Here is a 15,960-nt window from a genome sequence, read left to right on the forward strand (position 1 = left end):
GCAGGTGCTGCTGGCTCGGTCCAGAGTGGAGTCGAGCATCGCTCGATCCTACATAAGCCAGCTCAACGGCCCTTCGCGGCCCGCGCCGCCTCGCGCTCGGCGCGCAGCCGATCCAGCTTTTCCTTCAGCTTGATCTCCAGGCCGCGCGGCACCGGGTTGTAGTACACCCGTTCGCCCATCGCGTCCGGAAAACCGGTCTGGTCCAGCGCGATGCCTCCTTCGGCATCGTGGTCGTACTGGTATTCGGCGCCGTAGCCCAGTTCCTTCATCAGCTTGGTCGGCGCATTGCGCAGGTGCAGAGGCACTTCTTCGGTACCGCTCTGGCGCACGTCGGCCTTGGCCTGGTTGAACGCAGCGTAGCCGGCGTTCGACTTGGCGGTGCTGGCCAGGTACAGCACCAGCTGGGCAAACGCGAGCTCGCCTTCCGGGCTACCGAGCCGCTCGTAGATGTCCCAGGCTTCCAGCGCCATGCTCTGCGCGCGCGGATCGGCCAAGCCGATGTCCTCGATGGCCATGCGGGTCAGCCGGCGCGCGAGATAGGACGGATCGCAACCGCCGTCCAGCATGCGGGTCAGCCAGTACAGCGCAGCATCGGGGTTGGAGCTGCGCACGGACTTGTGCAGCGCCGAAATCTGGTCGTAGAACTGCTCGCCGCCCTTGTCGAAGCGGCGGGTACGGTCGGCCAGCACCTGGGTCAGGGTCTGCGGGGTGATGCGACCACCCTCCCCGCCCGCCAGCTCGGCGGCTATTTCAAGAAGCGTCAGTGCGCGGCGCACGTCACCATCAGCGGCAGTGGCGATTTCCAGCAGCAGCTCGGGCGCAACCTCGATACCCTCCTCGCCCAGACCGCGTTCGCGGTCGCCCAGCGCGCGTTCCAGCGCTTCGACGATATCGGTTGGCGATACCGCTTCCAGCACGTGCACGCGGCAACGCGACAGCAGCGCCGAATTCAGCTCGAACGATGGATTCTCGGTGGTGGCACCGACGAACAGGATGGTGCCGCGCTCGATGTGTGGCAGGAACGCATCCTGCTGCGCCTTGTTGAAGCGGTGCACCTCATCCACGAACAGCACGGTGCGCCGGCCTTCGGCAAAGCGCTGCGCGGCCTCGGCCAGCACCTGGCGCACTTCCGGCAGACCGGACAGCACGGCCGAGATGGCACGGAATTCAGCGTCGGAGTACTCGGCCAGCAGCAGCGCCAGCGTGGTCTTGCCGCAGCCCGGCGGCCCCCACAGGATCATCGAATGCACGCGACCGGATTCGACTGCACGGCGCAGTGCGCTCTCCGGCGCCAGCAGGCGCTTCTGCCCGACCATTTCGTCCAGGGTGCGCGGGCGCATGCGCTCGGCCAGCGGGCGCAGATGTTCCCGATCAACACTCAGCAGATCGGGGCCGGGGAAGGAAGTTGAACGATGTCTTGCCACCCGCTCATTGTACCGCGCCGCCCAAAGGTAGCGCCGGGCCGTGCCCGGCGGGCGGGACGCGATGTCCGGTAGTGCCGGCCGCTGGCCGGCAGATCAACAGCGTGTCAACCAAGGTTGACACCCACCAAGGTGGTGCCGGTTAGCACCCACCAGAGCAGGTAGCGCCGGGCCATGCCCGGCGACCGCCATCAATTACCGATAACGTCGGTGCCCTTCGGCGGCGTAAAGCTGAAGGTGCCGGCCGCGAAGCCCGGGTTGCGCTTCCAGCCGCTGAAGCTGATCACGGTCCGCTGGCCGACAGCGTCGGTGATCTCCATCTTGGCCAGGCCCTGGGCGTTGAAGCCCAGCGCGGCGTACTGGAAGCTGGCTTCGGTCTCGCGCTTTGGCGACAGCGACAGCCACTGCAGGCCGTCGCGCTGCGCGGCCTCTTCGCTGACGTCGTACTGCTGTTCCAGCAGCGCCGGGTTGATCAGCGCGGTCAGCGGGCTGTTCTGTTCTTCCTTGCCCTGCTCGCGCACGGTGGCCTGCTCCAGGTCCGGCTCGTACATCCAGACCTTCTTGCCATCAGCCACGATCAGCTGTTCGTGCGGGCGCACGTACTCCCAGCGGAACAGGCGCGGCGCCGACAGGGCCACGCGGCCGCTGGTCGATTCCTTAACCTTGCCACGGCTGTCAAACACCTGCTGGCTGAACTGGCCATCCAAGCCCTTCAGGCCGCTGGTGAAGGTCTTCAGGTCGTCGCGGGCACCGGCCCAGGCGCTGCCGGCGGCGGCGCAGGCTACGGCCAGGGCGGTGGTGGCAAGAAAACGGCGGAAGCGGAAGTTCATGCGGAAATCCTGTGGGCGCGGGCGCCAGGAAAGGTGGTTGCAAGTGTGCCCGGGAAAAGATGAATGGGCGATCAGGGCGACATTATGCCGCCCTGAACGTGCATCGGCGATTCAGCCGCCCGAGCCGGGCAGCTTGCCGTACAGCACCTGCCCACGGAAGCCGCGCCGCACTTCGCGATACAGCGCGCGGAACGCCGGATAATCCTGCGGCTGGCACAATGCCTCCGGGCCGCGCACCGCATTCTGCTGCAACCGGTGGTGCACGATCACCTCCTGCCCTTCGCGGCTCCAGTCCACGCGGTACTCGCCGGCGGCGTTGGCGAATCGCTGGCTGGCCGGGATGGCGATGATCGGCGCGTTGGCCGGGAACTGCAGGCGATAGGTTTCCTCGCGCAGGCTGGCATTGCAGTAGAACGGCGTCTCGTTGGCCGGCGCAGAAGCGGTGGCGTACAGGCCACGCACCGACTCGCCACCCGGCGGGTCCGGCACGGCCATGCCGCCGGCCACGCTGAAGTCGGCGTAGTCCTCGGCCTGGAACGCCATGCGATAGCCGAAGGGCCGGGTCAGGTCGACCGGCACGCCCTGGATCTGCAGCTGCCCTCGCCCGTCGAAACCGGACGCGGCCATGATCTGCTCCTCGGCGCGCGCACGGTTCTGCGCGTTGAGCTGGGAGAACTGGGCGCGCATGCCGATCTCGGCGTTCTCGCCCAGCTTCGGAATCGTCTCGCCGCGCAGGTTGCCGTTGGCGTCGAAGGTGAAACGCACTTCCATTGAGGTGGCGTTACGCTCCGGCGTGTTGGCCGGGGTGCGCGCCAGCGTGGCGTCACGGGTACGCATCACCGGTGCACCCAGGTCACCCTCTGGCAGCTGACCGAAGCGCGCCCACGCGGTGGTCGAATCCAGGTACAGATCGAATTCGGGAATGTAGGTGATGGCGTGGTTGAAGCGGCCCAGCACCGGAATCTTCGGCAGCGTCGGGCCACCGCCCGCACCGATCAGCACCGGCGAGCTGGCGATGCCCTTGGCCGCCAGCAGCGCCTCCAGGATCGTCACATGGTCCTTGCAGTCGCCGTAGTGGTTGTCGAGGATGCTCTGCGCGCTGTTCGGCTCCAGGCCGCCGTTGCCCAGGTACACCGCCACATAGCGGATGTTCTGCGCGACCCAGCGATACAGCGCATCAGCCTGCTCGCGGCGGTCACTGATGCCGGCGGTGATTTCATCAGCCAGCGCCTGCAGCGCCGGGGTCACCTCGGCCGCCGGGCCCGCCTTGAGCTGGTAGGCGCGCCCCATCTGCGACCAGTCACGATACGTGCTGGCCATGATGTTCGGGCCGAACTCCCAGCCCGCCGCCGACCAGTTCTGCGCCGGCATCGCCTCACGACGCTGGTAGCGCCAGCGCCATTGCGCCTGGCCGTTCTTCACCGTCGGCCGGTCACTGCCCTGCACGCCGCGGCTGTCGACGAACATCGGCAGGTTGGCCGGCGCACTCAGGGTGACCTCGGCGTCCTCGTACTCGGTGAAGACGTTGAAGGTCTCCCACAGGCCGAAATAGCCCGGGAAGTACGGCGTGGCCTGGGTGCGGCGCACCTGGTAGTACAGGCGCGTGCCCGGGGCCAGGTTCGGGAACACGATCACCCGCACCTTGCGGTCGGCATACATCGCCGCCGAGGCGCTGGAGTAGCTCTCCTGCGTGTAGATGCGGTCGGCCGGCACGTCGCGGCGCTGGCCATCGGCGGTGATGGTGTAGGCACCGAGCACTTCCAGCGTCTCCATCTTTTCGCTGTAGCTCAGCCGCACCTGGCTGAACTGCTCGACGGAGGCCTTGGTCTTGAGAAGGACTTCGTAGGTTTCGGTCTGCACATTGCCCGCGTCCGGCCGGACCTGGTAGTCGGCGCGGTAACGGACAATGCTGAAATTATTGCTGGCTTCGGTATCGCCGCTGGTGGAAGGCGGCGCCGTGGCGGGCGCGGAGGTGGCGGTTTCTGCCAGTGCCGGGCCAGCAGCCAGGAAGGCTGCCAGCGCCAGCGCCAGCGCGCTTGGTACGGGGTGAAGCATGCGTCGGTTCCTTGGACGTCGTGGGGGATACGTCGGGTCTTACTTCGGCGGCGGCGGTGCCAGCACCGTGCGGTCGCCGTTGTGCTCGGGCGGGCTGACCACGCCGGCCGCTTCCATGGCCTCGATCAGTCGCGCTGCACGGTTGTAGCCGATCTTCAGCCGGCGCTGCACGCCGGAAATCGAGGCACGGCGGGTCTCGGTGACCACCCGCAGTGCTTCGTCATACAACGGGTCGGACTCGTCGCCGGCCGCACTGGTCTCGGGCAGGCCGGTGGCACCTACGACCACGCCGTCGCCCATCGTCTGCACCTCGTCCAGCACGCCGTCGACATAGTCGGCCGGGCCCATCGCCTTGAGGTGCTCGACCACGCGGTGCACTTCGTCATCGGACACGAACGCACCATGCACGCGCTCGGGCAGCGCGGTGCCCGGCGGCAGGTACAGCATGTCGCCGTGGCCCAGCAGTGTTTCCGCGCCGGACTGGTCGAGGATGGTGCGCGAGTCGATCTTGGAGCTGACCTGGAAGGCGATACGGGTCGGGATGTTGGCCTTGATCAGGCCGGTGATCACGTCCACCGACGGGCGCTGCGTGGCCAGGATCAGGTGGATGCCGGCCGCACGCGCCTTCTGTGCCAGGCGCGCGATCAGCTCTTCCACCTTCTTGCCGACGATCATCATCATGTCGGCGAATTCGTCGATGAAGATGACGATGAACGGCAGCGTCTCCAGCGGGCGCGGCGCCTCGCCCAGCTCGGGGTTCGGCTTGAACAGCGGGTCCATCAGCGGCTGGCCGGCGTCCTGGGCTTCCTTCACCTTCTTGTTGAAGCCGGCCAGGTTGCGCACGCCCACCGCGCTCATCAGCTTGTAGCGGCGCTCCATCTCGGCCACGCACCAGCGCAGGCCGTTGGCGGCCTCCTTCATGTCGGTGACCACCGGCGCCAGCAGGTGCGGGATGCCCTGGTAGACGCTCAGTTCGAGCATCTTCGGGTCGATCATCAGCATCCGCAGGTCTTTCGGCGAGGCCTTGAACAACAGGCTCAGCACCATCGCATTGACCGCCACCGACTTGCCCGAACCGGTGGTACCGGCCACCAGCAGATGCGGCATGCGTGCCAGGTCGGCCACGGTCGGGCGACCGGCGATGTCCTTGCCCAGCGCCAGGGTCAGTACGCTGGCCGACTTGTCATATTCCTTCGAGCGCAGCAGCTCGGACAGGAAGATCATCTCGCGGGTGACGTTGGGGATTTCCAGGCCGATCACCGACTTGCCCGGAATGACATCGACCACGCGCACCGACTTCACCGACAGGCCACGCGCGATGTCCTTGTCCAGCGAACTGATCTGGCTGACCTTGATACCCGGTGCTGGCTCGATCTCGAAGCGGGTGATGACCGGGCCGGGATTGGCGCCGACCACCTGCGCATCGATGCGGAAGTCCTTCAGCTTGAACTCGATCTGCCGCGACAGGGTCTCCAGCGTCTCTTCGTCGTAGCCCTTGGGCTGCGGCTTGGGATCATCCAGCAGCGCCAGCGGCGGCAGGTCCGAGCCATCACCGTTGACGCCGCGGAACATCGGAATCTGGGTATCGCGCTTGGCCCGATCACTCTTCTCGATCACCGGCTCCGGCCGCGGCTCGATCTTCACCGGCTCGCGCTTGGCGCGCACCTCGGCGTCGGCCTTGCGTACTTCCTGGCGTTCCTCGCGCATCACCCGGGTCTGCTTCCACTCGGTGACTTCTTCCTTCTTGCGTTCCAGCAACGGCGCCAGCGACATCACGCCGCGGCCGATCTTCTCCATCACCGTGAACCAGGACAGCCCGGTGGCCAGGGTGATCGAGGCCAGCAGCAGCACCAGCACGAACAGGTTCGCCCCCAGCGCGCCGAAGCCCACCGTGAGCGAATTGCCGACCAGCTTGCCGAGGATGCCGCCGGCACTGGCGACATCGCCACTGAACAGGCGCACATGCAGGAAGCCAGTGCCGGCGATCAGGAAACCGACCAGACCGACCAGGCGCAGCGCCGGATCCAGGTCGTTCTCGCCCTTGCTCTCGCGCTTGAGGCCGAACATGGCGATCCACGCCAGCGCGCCGAGCACCACCGGCAGCAGGAAGGCGATGTAGCCGAACAGCTGCAGCAGCACGTCGGCGATCCAAGCCCCGGCACGGCCACCCAGGTTGTGCACTGGCGCGACGACGCTGCCGGTATGCGACCAGCCCGGATCAGTCGCTGAATAGGTGAAAAGACTGGCCGCCAGATACAGCAGGGCCGGCGCGATGGCGATCAGGCCCAGGTCGCGCCAGAGGCGCTGGCAGCGTGGATTGTCGGTCGTCGCCGCCGCGGCCGTGCGACGTGACGCCTTGCTGTCGTCGGACTTGGAGCGTTCGGGGACCTGCTTCGCCACCTTAGACCATACCTTTGGAATGCGCTGTTAGTGATTGATAATAAATGAGACGGCGTCAGTTTTCAGTTATGCGACGTCCGACAGGGCAATCCGAGGGCCGAAACCACTGCTGGATGACGGCGTTCCGTTCATCGGCTTGAATCGCCCTGCCCCAGCCGCCACTCTATGACCAGCCACGGATGCTGCGCAAACATCGCCAGCGCCTTGTCCCATCTACCTTTTCGCGAGTCTACATGAGCACCAGCCTGCCCTCCCGCCACCAGCGCCTCGTCATCCTCGGTTCCGGACCGGCCGGTTGGACCGCCGCCGTCTACGCCGCCCGTGCCAACCTGAAGCCGGTCGTCATCACCGGCCTGCAGCAGGGTGGCCAGCTGATGACCACCACCGAGGTGGACAACTGGCCGGGTGACGCCCACGGCCTGATGGGCCCGGACCTGATGGCGCGCATGCAGGCGCACGCCGAGCGCTTCGAGACCGAGGTCATCTTCGACCACATCCACACCGCCGACCTGTCGCAGCGCCCGTTCAAGCTGATCGGCGACAGCCACGAGTACACCTGCGATGCGCTGATCATCGCCACCGGCGCGACCGCCAAATACCTGGGCATCCCGACCGAAGAGACCTTCAAGGGCCGCGGTGTGTCCGCCTGCGCCACCTGTGACGGCTTCTTCTACCGCGACCAGGACGTGGTCGTGGTCGGCGGTGGCAACACCGCCGTGGAAGAGGCCCTTTACCTGTCCAACATCGCCCGCAAGGTCTATCTGGTCCACCGCCGCGACACCCTGAAGGCGGAAAAGATCATGCAGGACAAGCTGTTTGCCAAGGTTGCTGCCGGCAAGATCGAGACCGTCTGGCACCACCAGGTGGAGGAAGTGCTGGGCAACGACGCCGGCGTGACCGGCGTGCGCGTGAAGTCGACGCTGGACGGCAGTACCCGTGACATCGACGCCCACGGCTTCTTCGTGGCCATCGGCCACCATCCGAATACCCAGCTGTTCGACGGCCAGCTGGCGATGAACAACGGCTACCTGGAGATCCGCTCGGGCCTGGGCGGCAACGCCACCCAGACCTCGGTGGAAGGCGTATTTGCTGCCGGCGACGTGGCCGACCAGCACTACCGCCAGGCGATCACTTCGGCCGGCTTCGGCTGCATGGCCGCCTTGGACGCCGAGCGCTACCTGGACGCCCAGGGCAAGGCCAGCTGAGAGGCTGACCCGCTCCTGCAGGGTCGAGCCACGCCCGACTCCGGATGATAGGCCGACGCCAGTGCGTCGGCCTTTCTGTTTCATCTGCCCTATCCTTCTCCCATGCCTTCCCCCCGCTTTCTCCACTCCCTGCAGTCCATTGCCGCGACCGACTGGGATGCCCTGCACGACGGCCGCAACCCATTCGTCAGCCACGCCTTCCTATCCGGGCTTGAACAGCACGGTTGCCTGCGCGAGGACTGGGGCTGGCAGGCCCGGCACTTCACGCTCTGGGAAGGCAACACCCTGGTCGGCGCCATTCCGGGCTACCTGAAGACCAACTCTCACGGCGAGTTCGTGTTCGACCATGCGTGGGCCAACGCGTATGCACGGCATGGCCGCGACTACTATCCGAAGTGGCTGGGCGCAGTACCTTACTCGCCGGTCACTGGCCCGCGGTTGTTGGCACGTCACGATTCAGGGCGCGCCGCCCTGCTTTCGGCATTGCGCGAGGCCCTGCCCGCGCTGGAGGTATCCTCGGCCCATATCAACTTCCACACCGCAGTGGACGAGGCCCTGTTCGGCGATGACTGGCTGCTGCGCGAGGACGTGCAGTTCCAGTGGCAGAACCCGGGTGACTGGGCGACATTCGAGCAGTTCCTCGGTGCGATGAACCACAAGCATCGGAAGAACATCCGCCAGGAACGGGCCAAGGTCACCCGCCAGGGCATCAGCTTCCGCGTGGTACACGGCGATGAAGCCGGCCGCGCCGACCTGCAGGCGATGTACCGCTTCTACTTGCAGACCTTCCTCGAGTACGGCAACGCCCCGGCACTGACCGAGGCCTTTCTGCGCCATCTGGCCATTTCATTGGGGCGCGGACTGGTGCTGTTCCTGGCCGAACAGGACGGCGAGCCGATTGCCGGCGCGCTGTGCCTGCGCGGTGGCGACACGCTGTACGGCCGCTACTGGGGTGGCGCTACCCTGCCCGGCCTGCATTTCGAGGCCTGTTACTACCAGGGCATCGAGTACTGCCTGCGCGAAGGCCTGAGCCGTTTCGAGCCCGGCGCTCAGGGCGAGCACAAGCTGGCGCGTGGCTTCCTGCCGACGCTGGTACGCAGCCGGCACTGGGTGGCCGACGCGGATTTCGCAGAAGCACTGCAGGACTGGTGCCGGCAGGAGCGGCGGGATGTGCGGCGGTACCAGCAGGAGCTGCAGGGGCATGGGCCGTTCCGCGCAGAGCCGTAGCGTCGAGCTTGCTCGACTTGCGCGGTGCGGAAAAGCGTGCCAACCAAGGTTGGCACCTACCGGGGCAATGAGGCGTGCCAACCGACGTTGGCATCTATCAGAGCAATAGCGATGGCGCCGTGCTCATGTGCACTGCCAGAAGTGCCCGCTCACCCTGCACTTCGCACACCAGAACGTGTAGAGCATGCCGCCACTGCCCCATAGCAGCGCGCCTCCACCGGTGGTCGGCAGCGTCGAATCCAGCTGCATCACGAAGGGCATCTCCTCACCGCAATCGATGCACGCCGGATACCAGGCACTCTGCACCCAGCTCGGTGCGCCGCCCACGCGCGACAGGTTCTGCCGATGATTGGACTGTCCCCAGTCCTGCTGCCGCCAGCGCGAGGTATCCATGGCGGCCAGGCCGACCTCGGCCTGCATCAGGTCACCGCTGTCGGTCGGCGTCGCCGGCACCTCCAGACGCTGGCTGGGGTGGCAGCTGGGCAGGCCGCTGGCATCGTGGCGATAGAAACGCACGGGCGGATCTTCCCAGCCGCTGCAGTCCAGGCACAGGCCCAGCGTGATCTCACCCGCCGCGCCCGGCTGCAGCGCGGCAGCGTCGGTTCGCAGCAGGCGCTGCAGCGGTGCATGGCAGCTGCCACACAACGATTCCAGCGGCCCTCCCATCTGCCCGGCGTACTGTACCTGCCCGCCATTCCAGGTCGGGTGCAGGCGCCAGATGCGCTTGCGCCAGCTCGGTTCGTCCGCCTGCTGCGCGCGATGCTGCTCGCGGCCGAAGCGGATGTGCAGCGGCCGCTCCCCATGCAGGCGCCGCGGCTGCGGTCCGTCCGCGACGCCGGCCCAGTGCGCCCAGACCTCAGCATCCAGCGCGCCCCAGTCAGCGAGGTAGCCGCGGGCAACGGCATAGCGCTCGGGCTGCGCCGCCAGCAGCAGCGCCCTGGCCCGCGCCATCTCGCGATCGTCGTCGGCCTCAACCAGAATCTGCGCCCACTGCACGGCAATGACGGAGGGCAGGCCCTGCCATACCTGCGAAGCCAGCTGCAGCTCGTCTTCGGTGGCCAGCGCCAGCAAGGCCTCCCGGTCGTCCTGCAGCACCTGCGGCGCCTGGTAGCTGGTGAATTCGATCACGCTGGCCAGCAGTTCGCCGCGCTCGCCATCCCGATAGCGGCGCCAGGCCTCGGCACAGACCGGCACAATCGCTTCATCGCGCAGCAGATCCAGCGCCATGTCGAGAAAGGCCGAGCTGGGTGAACGCCGGGCAAGGGCCAGCAGCATCAGCGCACCGAGCTGGCCGGGCTGTTCAGTGGCCAGCGCCAGCAGCATGCCCTGGCTGTCGTTGCGCGTGCGCGGGATATCGTGCACATCGAGGATGGCGGTGATCGCGTCACTCATGCGTGGGCTCCTTGCCGTTGGACGCTGATGGTGCCAGACATCAGCGATCGCCACGACGAATACAATGACGGCATGACCCGCCAGCTGCCCTGGCGCCTGGCCGATGCGCCGGACGCTCCCTTCCCTCCGGCCGAGACCGCCCTGCGCCAGCCCGATGGCCTGCTCGCGGTGGGCGGCGACCTGCATCCGGTGCGACTGCTCAACGCCTATGCCGGCGGCATCTTCCCGTGGTTCAGCGAGGGCGAGCCAATCCTGTGGTGGTCGCCAGACCCGCGCATGGTGTTCCGCACCGAGGGCGTGCACCTGTCCAGCCGCTTCCGCCGCCAGTTGCGCGGCAGCACGTGGGAGATCACCGCCGACACCGCTTTCAGTCGTGTGATGCGTGCCTGCGCCGCAGCACCGCGACCGGGCCAGGACGGTACGTGGATCAGCCCGGCGATGGTCGAGGCTTATGGCCAGCTGCACGACCTCGGCTTTGCCCATTCCTTCGAGGTCTGGGACCGGCAGACGCTGGTCGGCGGCATCTATGGGGTGGCGATCGGATCGATGTTTTTCGGCGAAAGCATGTTCAGTGGCGCCAGCGGGGGCTCCAAGGTCGCGCTGGCCGCGTTAGCGGCCACGCTTGGCGGCTGGGGCTGGCCGCTGATCGATGCCCAGGTGGAGAATCCACACCTGCTGCGGATGGGCGCCACGCATCTGCCGCGCGCGGCGTTTCTGGATCACGTGCGCCTGGCGGTGCGCGACAAGGGCCGTGAAGGCCCGTGGACGCAGGCGGTGGGACGACTGCCGGCTCGGCGTTTGGCCCGGGGTTAACACAAACTTTGCAAGCTGGGCCGGTCACGCGTAAAATACCGCGCCTTAGGCCCAGCGTGGCCGTTTTCTGAACCGCACAGGACTACATGTCGAAAGACGATTCCATCGAGTTCGAGGGCACCGTCAGCGAGACGCTGCCGAACACCACTTTCCGCGTTCGCCTGGAGAATGGGCACGAGATCATCGCCCATATCTCCGGCCGCATGCGCAAGAACTACATCCGCATCCTTACCGGTGACCGGGTCAAGGTTGAAATGACCCCGTACGACCTGACCAAGGGTCGTATCACCTACCGCATGAAGTAAGCGGTCGGCGCAGTGCGCCACTCCGACAGGGCCGGCCTCGCTGCTGGCCCTTTGTCGTGCGCGGAATAAAGTCAAAGTCTCCGGGGTCGTTCGATTTTCGTCCTTGTCTGAAATCCAGCAGCGCGCGGGAGCCCTAGGCTCTACGCGTTCTTCACACGAGGCCTTGCGTGCATGACTTACCTGATCGTACTTGACCCGCAGTCCGTCACCAGCCGCTGCTACGCCAGCAAGGGCCCGGACGGCACCTGGTTCGGTCAGCCCTGCCTGGTCTGCACCAGCATGGACGCCTCGCATCCCCTGTACCTGGCCGTGCAGCGCGAGATATCGCACATGGGCAGTACGCTCAAGCAGCGCCTGCACATTCCGCACGAGGCGGTCGCCTTTGTCATCGAAGACGGCGGCGACCAGGGCCGGCAACAGGGGTTCCGCTCGATCGCGGCCTGATGCGCCAAAGGTCATCGTGACCGATCTCACCGTGGCGTCGGTCAGCCCTGCTTGCGGCAGATTCGCATTTGCAGCGGCGGCGGCATCCTGGGATCCGATCCAGTCCGGATCGCCGCCCCTGCCCCGCCATGAACCTGTCTTCCCTGCTGGTCCCCCTGGCTTTGTCTGCCATCACCCTGGTGGCGCCGCCCGCCCATGCCGCTGGCACCCCGCCGGCGCAGTGCGTACCACTGACCGGCGAACAGCAGATCGTTCGCGCCGGCGCTGACAGGAACGTCCTGCTTCGCTCCGGTGAAGACCACTACGTGGTGCATTTCCGCAACAGCTGCCCTTCTGCCGTGCTGGCCACCCGCCTCGGCTTCAAGACCGACGGCAAGGAGGCTGACGAGCTGTGCAGCGAGGGCCGAAGCGCACTGGACACCGGTCGCGGCAGCTGCGAGGTCGCGCGCATCGAGCCGATCGATGCCGGGCGGTTCACGCGCGAAGCGCGCCGCCGAAGCCGGTGACAGCAGACAGGACAAGGGCAGCCGAAGCCGCCCTTGTCATTCCCAGTCTTTCACGCCAAGCCTTCAGCTCACTCCACCGTAACCGGCAGCAGCCGCTCCGGTTCGGCCTGGGTCTCGACCACGAGCTCGTCGTCGCGGACATCGATGCTGACCTTGCCGCCGTTGACCAGCTTGCCGAACAGCAGCTCGTCGGCCAGCGGACGCTTGATCTTGTCCTGGATCACGCGGGCCATCGGGCGCGCACCCATCAGCGGGTCGAAGCCGTGGTGGGCCAGCCAGTCGCGGGCGGTCGGGGTGGCCGACAGGCTCACGTGCTTGTCCTGCAGCAACATCTCCAGCTCGATCAGGAACTTGTCGACCACGCGCAGGATGTGCTCGAAGCCCAGCGCCTGGAACTGCACCACCGCATCGAGGCGGTTGCGGAACTCCGGGGTGAAGCTGCGGCGGATGGTCTCCATCGCATCGGTGGCATGGTCCTGCTTGGTGAAGCCGATCGAGCGCCGCGAGGCCTGTGCCGCGCCGGCATTGGTGGTCATCACCAGCACCACGTTCTTGAAGTTGGCTTCACGACCGTTGGTATCGGTCAGCACGCCGCGGTCCATCACCTGCAGCAGGATGTTGAAGATGTCCGGGTGCGCCTTCTCGATCTCGTCCAGCAGCAGCACGCAGTGCGGTGTCTTGACGATCTTCTCGGTCAGCAGGCCGCCCTGGTCGAAGCCGACATAGCCCGGAGGGGCGCCGATCAGGCGGCTGATCGAATGCGGCTCCATGTACTCGGACATGTCGAAGCGGACCAGCTCGATGCCCAGCTGCAGCGCCAGCTGCTTGGTCACCTCGGTCTTGCCGACGCCGGTCGGGCCGGCGAACAGGAAGTTGCCGATCGGCTTCTCCGGGTTGCCCAGGCCCGAGCGGGCCAGCTTGATCGCCGAGGACAGCGTCTCGATCGCCGGATCCTGCCCGAAGATCACCATCTTCAGGTTGCGCTCCAGATGCTGCAGCACGTCCTTGTCGGTGGCGCTGACCTGCTTGGTCGGGATACGCGCCATCTTGGCCACGATCGCTTCCACTTCCTCGACGTCGATCAGCTCCTTGCGCTGGCCTTCCGGCAGCAGGCGCTGGCGGGCACCGGCCTCGTCGATCACGTCGATGGCCTTGTCCGGCAGCAGGCGGTCGCCGATGTGCTTCACCGACAGGTCCACCGCCGCCTGCAGCGCTTCGTCCGAATAGGTCACGCTGTGGTGCAGCTCGTATTTGGACTTCAGGCCCTGCAGGATCTCGTAGGCCTCGCCCACGGTCGGCTCTACGATATCAATCTTCTGGAAGCGGCGGGCCAGCGCCCGGTCCTTCTCGAAGATGCCGCGATATTCCTGGAAGGTGGTCGAGCCGATGCAGCGCAGCTCGCCGGAGGCCAGCGCCGGCTTGATCAGGTTGGACGCATCCATGGTGCCACCCGACGCCGAGCCGGCGCCGATGATGGTGTGGATCTCGTCGATGAACAGCACCGCGTTGGGCACCTTCTTCAGCGCGGTCAACACACCCTTCAGCCGCTTCTCGAAGTCGCCGCGGTACTTGGTGCCGGCCACCAGCGCGCCCAGGTCGAGCGAGTAGATCACCGCGTCGGCCAGCACGTCGGGCACCGAGCCCTCGACGATGCGGCGGGCCAGGCCCTCGGCGATGGCGGTCTTGCCCACGCCAGCCTCGCCCACGTACAGCGGATTGTTCTTGCGGCGCCGGCACAGGACCTGGATGGTGCGCTCGATCTCATCGCCACGACCGACCAGCGGATCGATGCGGCCGGACCGGGCCTGTTCGTTGAGGTTGCTGGCGAATTCGGTCAGGGCATCGCCCTTCGGCTCGCCATCCCCGCCTTCCATGCGGCCCTCACCCTCGGAGGAAGAGGACGGCTGCTCGCCTTCCTCGCCCAGCTTGGCGATGCCGTGGGACAGGTAATTGACCACATCCAGCCGGGTGACATCCTGCTGGTTGAGGTAGTAGACGGCGTGGGAGTCCTTTTCGCCGAAGATGGCGACCAGCACGTTGGCGCCGGTGACCTCCTTCTTGCCCGAGGACTGCACGTGGTACACGGCCCGCTGCAGCACCCGCTGGAAGCCCAGGGTCGGCTGGGTGTCACGGCCGTCATCTTCGGCCAGGCGGGACACCGAGGCCTCGATGGCCTGCTCCAGCTCCTGGCGCAGGCGTTCGGCGTCGGCACCGCAGGCCTTCAGTACGGCCTGGGCGGACGGGTTGTCGAGCAGTGCCAACAGCAGGTGTTCGACCGTCATGAACTCATGCCGGGCCTCACGGGCGCGCTTGTAGCACTGGCCGATGGTGTGTTCGAGGTCTTTGCTGAACATGGATTACTCCGGCGGCAGATGGGAACAATATGCGGCCTGACTACGCGATTTCCATCACCCTAGCGGATTGCTGCGTTCAGATGGCGTTAGCACTGCAGAACGCTTGATCTTCATTCACTCCAGAAGACCTCAACCGGCATGAGCGAACCCTACCTGAGCCGCTGGCGATTGCGGCGTGATGGCCCGGCCATCTGCACGCCCCACGCCCGGCTCTTGCCGGTGCTGACCGCTGCCGGCGCGCCGGCGATGCTGAAGATCAGCAGCGAAGCGGAGGAGCAGAACAGCCACCGCCTGCTGCGCTGGTGGGACGGTGATGGCGCTGCCCGCCTGCTGGCCCACGAGGGGCCGGCGATCCTGATCGAGCGTGCCAGCGGCGACTCGCTGCGGCAACGCTCGATCGCGGGCGACGATGACGCCTGCACCACGATCCTGTGCCAGGTCCTGCAGCGGCTGCACCGGCCACGGAGCGCGCGCCCAGCGGAACTGGTCTGCCTGCGTAGATGGTTCGCCGACCTGCTGCAGCCAAGGGCTGCGCTGCCGCCACTGCTGGAACAGTGCAGATCACTGGCGGAGGGGTTGCTGCAGGAAGAGCGCGAGATCCGGCCGCTGCATGGCGACCTGCACCACGACAACGTGCTCGACTTCGGCGCGCGCGGCTGGCTGGCGATCGACCCGAAGCGGCTGCTGGGCGATCGCGCGTTCGATTACACGACGCTGTTCAGCAACCCGGATCTCTGCGGCCCGGGCATCCATGTGGCCACCCGGCCCGAGCGGTTTGCCGCGCGCGTAGAACAGGTGACCGCGCTGGCCGGCCTCGAGCGCACCCGCCTGCTGCGTTGGGTCGCTGCCAGCGCAGGGCTGTCGGCGGTGTGGTTCCGCGATGATGGCGACCCAGCGGTTGTGGACGAATCGGTCGCGAGGATGGCGTTGCAGGCGCTGGCGGAAGCGTGATCCGGCTGTAGAGCCGAGCCTGCGCTCGGCTGCTCTGCCAGCGATCTGGATACCTGC

13 protein-coding genes are annotated in these 15,960 nt (G+C 66.7%); 7 read left to right on the top strand and 6 right to left on the bottom strand.

Annotation, left to right across the window (positions count from 1 at the left end; translation table 11 throughout):
* Positions 1-62: 62 nt before the first annotated feature.
* The 4 genes from ROV95_RS13965 to ROV95_RS13980 all read right to left on the bottom strand — a co-directional run bounded on the left by ROV95_RS13965 (position 63) and on the right by ROV95_RS13980 (position 6,706).
* Positions 63-1,340, bottom strand: a complete 1,278-nt coding sequence (locus ROV95_RS13965; protein ID WP_227844942.1) for a replication-associated recombination protein A — start codon at positions 1,338-1,340, stop codon at positions 63-65.
* Between the two features lie 272 nt (positions 1,341-1,612).
* Positions 1,613-2,251, bottom strand: a complete 639-nt coding sequence (lolA, locus tag ROV95_RS13970) for an outer membrane lipoprotein chaperone LolA (protein WP_312544922.1) — start codon at positions 2,249-2,251, stop codon at positions 1,613-1,615.
* 111 nt (positions 2,252-2,362) lie between these two features.
* Positions 2,363-4,306, bottom strand: coding sequence for a DUF3857 domain-containing protein (locus ROV95_RS13975; RefSeq protein ID WP_312544923.1), 1,944 nt, complete (start codon positions 4,304-4,306; stop codon positions 2,363-2,365).
* 39 nt (positions 4,307-4,345) lie between these two features.
* Positions 4,346-6,706 carry a DNA translocase FtsK 4TM domain-containing protein gene (locus tag ROV95_RS13980; protein WP_312544924.1) on the bottom strand — a complete coding sequence of 787 codons (2,361 nt, stop codon included), beginning with the start codon at positions 6,704-6,706 and terminating at the stop codon, positions 4,346-4,348.
* A 233-nt stretch (positions 6,707-6,939) separates the two neighbouring features.
* Between ROV95_RS13980 and trxB the strand changes: the two genes are divergently transcribed.
* Both trxB and ROV95_RS13990 read left to right on the top strand, forming a co-directional pair.
* Positions 6,940-7,911 carry a thioredoxin-disulfide reductase gene (gene trxB, locus ROV95_RS13985; RefSeq protein WP_019659647.1) on the top strand — a complete coding sequence of 324 codons (972 nt, stop codon included), beginning with the start codon at positions 6,940-6,942 and terminating at the stop codon, positions 7,909-7,911.
* 102 nt (positions 7,912-8,013) lie between these two features.
* A complete protein-coding gene (locus ROV95_RS13990; protein WP_312544925.1) occupies positions 8,014-9,138 on the top strand; it encodes a GNAT family N-acetyltransferase in 1,125 nt (374 codons plus the stop codon).
* A 123-nt stretch (positions 9,139-9,261) separates the two neighbouring features.
* On the opposite strand, the gene ROV95_RS13995 is transcribed toward ROV95_RS13990, so the two are convergent.
* Complete coding sequence (locus tag ROV95_RS13995; RefSeq protein ID WP_312544927.1) at positions 9,262-10,530, bottom strand: hypothetical protein; 1,269 nt, start codon at positions 10,528-10,530, stop codon at positions 9,262-9,264.
* Between the two features lie 72 nt (positions 10,531-10,602).
* On the opposite strand from ROV95_RS13995, the gene aat reads away from it, so the two are divergent.
* From aat to ROV95_RS14015, 4 genes are all read left to right on the top strand, one after another.
* On the top strand, positions 10,603-11,343 hold the full coding sequence (gene aat, locus ROV95_RS14000) for a leucyl/phenylalanyl-tRNA--protein transferase (protein WP_312545147.1): 741 nt from the start codon (positions 10,603-10,605) through the stop codon (positions 11,341-11,343).
* 86 nt (positions 11,344-11,429) lie between these two features.
* Positions 11,430-11,648, top strand: a complete 219-nt coding sequence (gene infA / locus ROV95_RS14005) for a translation initiation factor IF-1 (RefSeq protein ID WP_005409596.1) — start codon at positions 11,430-11,432, stop codon at positions 11,646-11,648.
* A 171-nt stretch (positions 11,649-11,819) separates the two neighbouring features.
* A complete protein-coding gene (locus ROV95_RS14010) occupies positions 11,820-12,092 on the top strand; it encodes a hypothetical protein (protein ID WP_058980068.1) in 273 nt (90 codons plus the stop codon).
* 128 nt (positions 12,093-12,220) lie between these two features.
* Positions 12,221-12,598 (top strand): hypothetical protein, encoded by a 378-nt coding sequence (locus tag ROV95_RS14015; RefSeq protein WP_227844940.1) that lies wholly within the window; start codon positions 12,221-12,223, stop codon positions 12,596-12,598.
* 68 nt (positions 12,599-12,666) lie between these two features.
* On the opposite strand, the gene clpA is transcribed toward ROV95_RS14015, so the two are convergent.
* Positions 12,667-14,952 (bottom strand): ATP-dependent Clp protease ATP-binding subunit ClpA, encoded by a 2,286-nt coding sequence (clpA, locus tag ROV95_RS14020; RefSeq protein WP_021201776.1) that lies wholly within the window; start codon positions 14,950-14,952, stop codon positions 12,667-12,669.
* Positions 14,953-15,090: 138 nt separating this feature from the next.
* Between clpA and ROV95_RS14025 the strand changes: the two genes are divergently transcribed.
* A complete protein-coding gene (locus tag ROV95_RS14025; RefSeq protein ID WP_312544928.1) occupies positions 15,091-15,903 on the top strand; it encodes an APH(6) family putative aminoglycoside O-phosphotransferase in 813 nt (270 codons plus the stop codon).
* The last annotated feature ends 57 nt before the right edge of the window (positions 15,904-15,960 follow it).

This window comes from Stenotrophomonas maltophilia group sp. msm1, from assembly GCF_032025805.1.
Lineage (GTDB): Bacteria > Pseudomonadota > Gammaproteobacteria > Xanthomonadales > Xanthomonadaceae > Stenotrophomonas > Stenotrophomonas hibiscicola.

Excerpts from the sequence above, each read along its gene's own strand:
- ROV95_RS13965 (WP_227844942.1), bottom strand. The coding sequence starts at position 1,340 with ATGCGCCCGCGCACCCTGGACGAAATGGTCGGGCAGAAGCGCCTGCTG.
- lolA (WP_312544922.1), bottom strand. The coding sequence starts at position 2,251 with ATGAACTTCCGCTTCCGCCGTTTTCTTGCCACCACCGCCCTGGCCGTA.
- ROV95_RS13975 (WP_312544923.1), bottom strand. The coding sequence starts at position 4,306 with ATGCTTCACCCCGTACCAAGCGCGCTGGCGCTGGCGCTGGCAGCCTTC.
- trxB (WP_019659647.1), top strand. The coding sequence starts at position 6,940 with ATGAGCACCAGCCTGCCCTCCCGCCACCAGCGCCTCGTCATCCTCGGT.
- ROV95_RS13990 (WP_312544925.1), top strand. The coding sequence starts at position 8,014 with ATGCCTTCCCCCCGCTTTCTCCACTCCCTGCAGTCCATTGCCGCGACC.
- ROV95_RS13995 (WP_312544927.1), bottom strand. The coding sequence starts at position 10,530 with ATGAGTGACGCGATCACCGCCATCCTCGATGTGCACGATATCCCGCGC.
- aat (WP_312545147.1), top strand. The coding sequence starts at position 10,603 with ATGACCCGCCAGCTGCCCTGGCGCCTGGCCGATGCGCCGGACGCTCCC.
- infA (WP_005409596.1), top strand. The coding sequence starts at position 11,430 with ATGTCGAAAGACGATTCCATCGAGTTCGAGGGCACCGTCAGCGAGACG.
- ROV95_RS14010 (WP_058980068.1), top strand. The coding sequence starts at position 11,820 with ATGACTTACCTGATCGTACTTGACCCGCAGTCCGTCACCAGCCGCTGC.
- ROV95_RS14015 (WP_227844940.1), top strand. The coding sequence starts at position 12,221 with ATGAACCTGTCTTCCCTGCTGGTCCCCCTGGCTTTGTCTGCCATCACC.
- clpA (WP_021201776.1), bottom strand. The coding sequence starts at position 14,952 with ATGTTCAGCAAAGACCTCGAACACACCATCGGCCAGTGCTACAAGCGC.
- ROV95_RS14025 (WP_312544928.1), top strand. The coding sequence starts at position 15,091 with ATGAGCGAACCCTACCTGAGCCGCTGGCGATTGCGGCGTGATGGCCCG.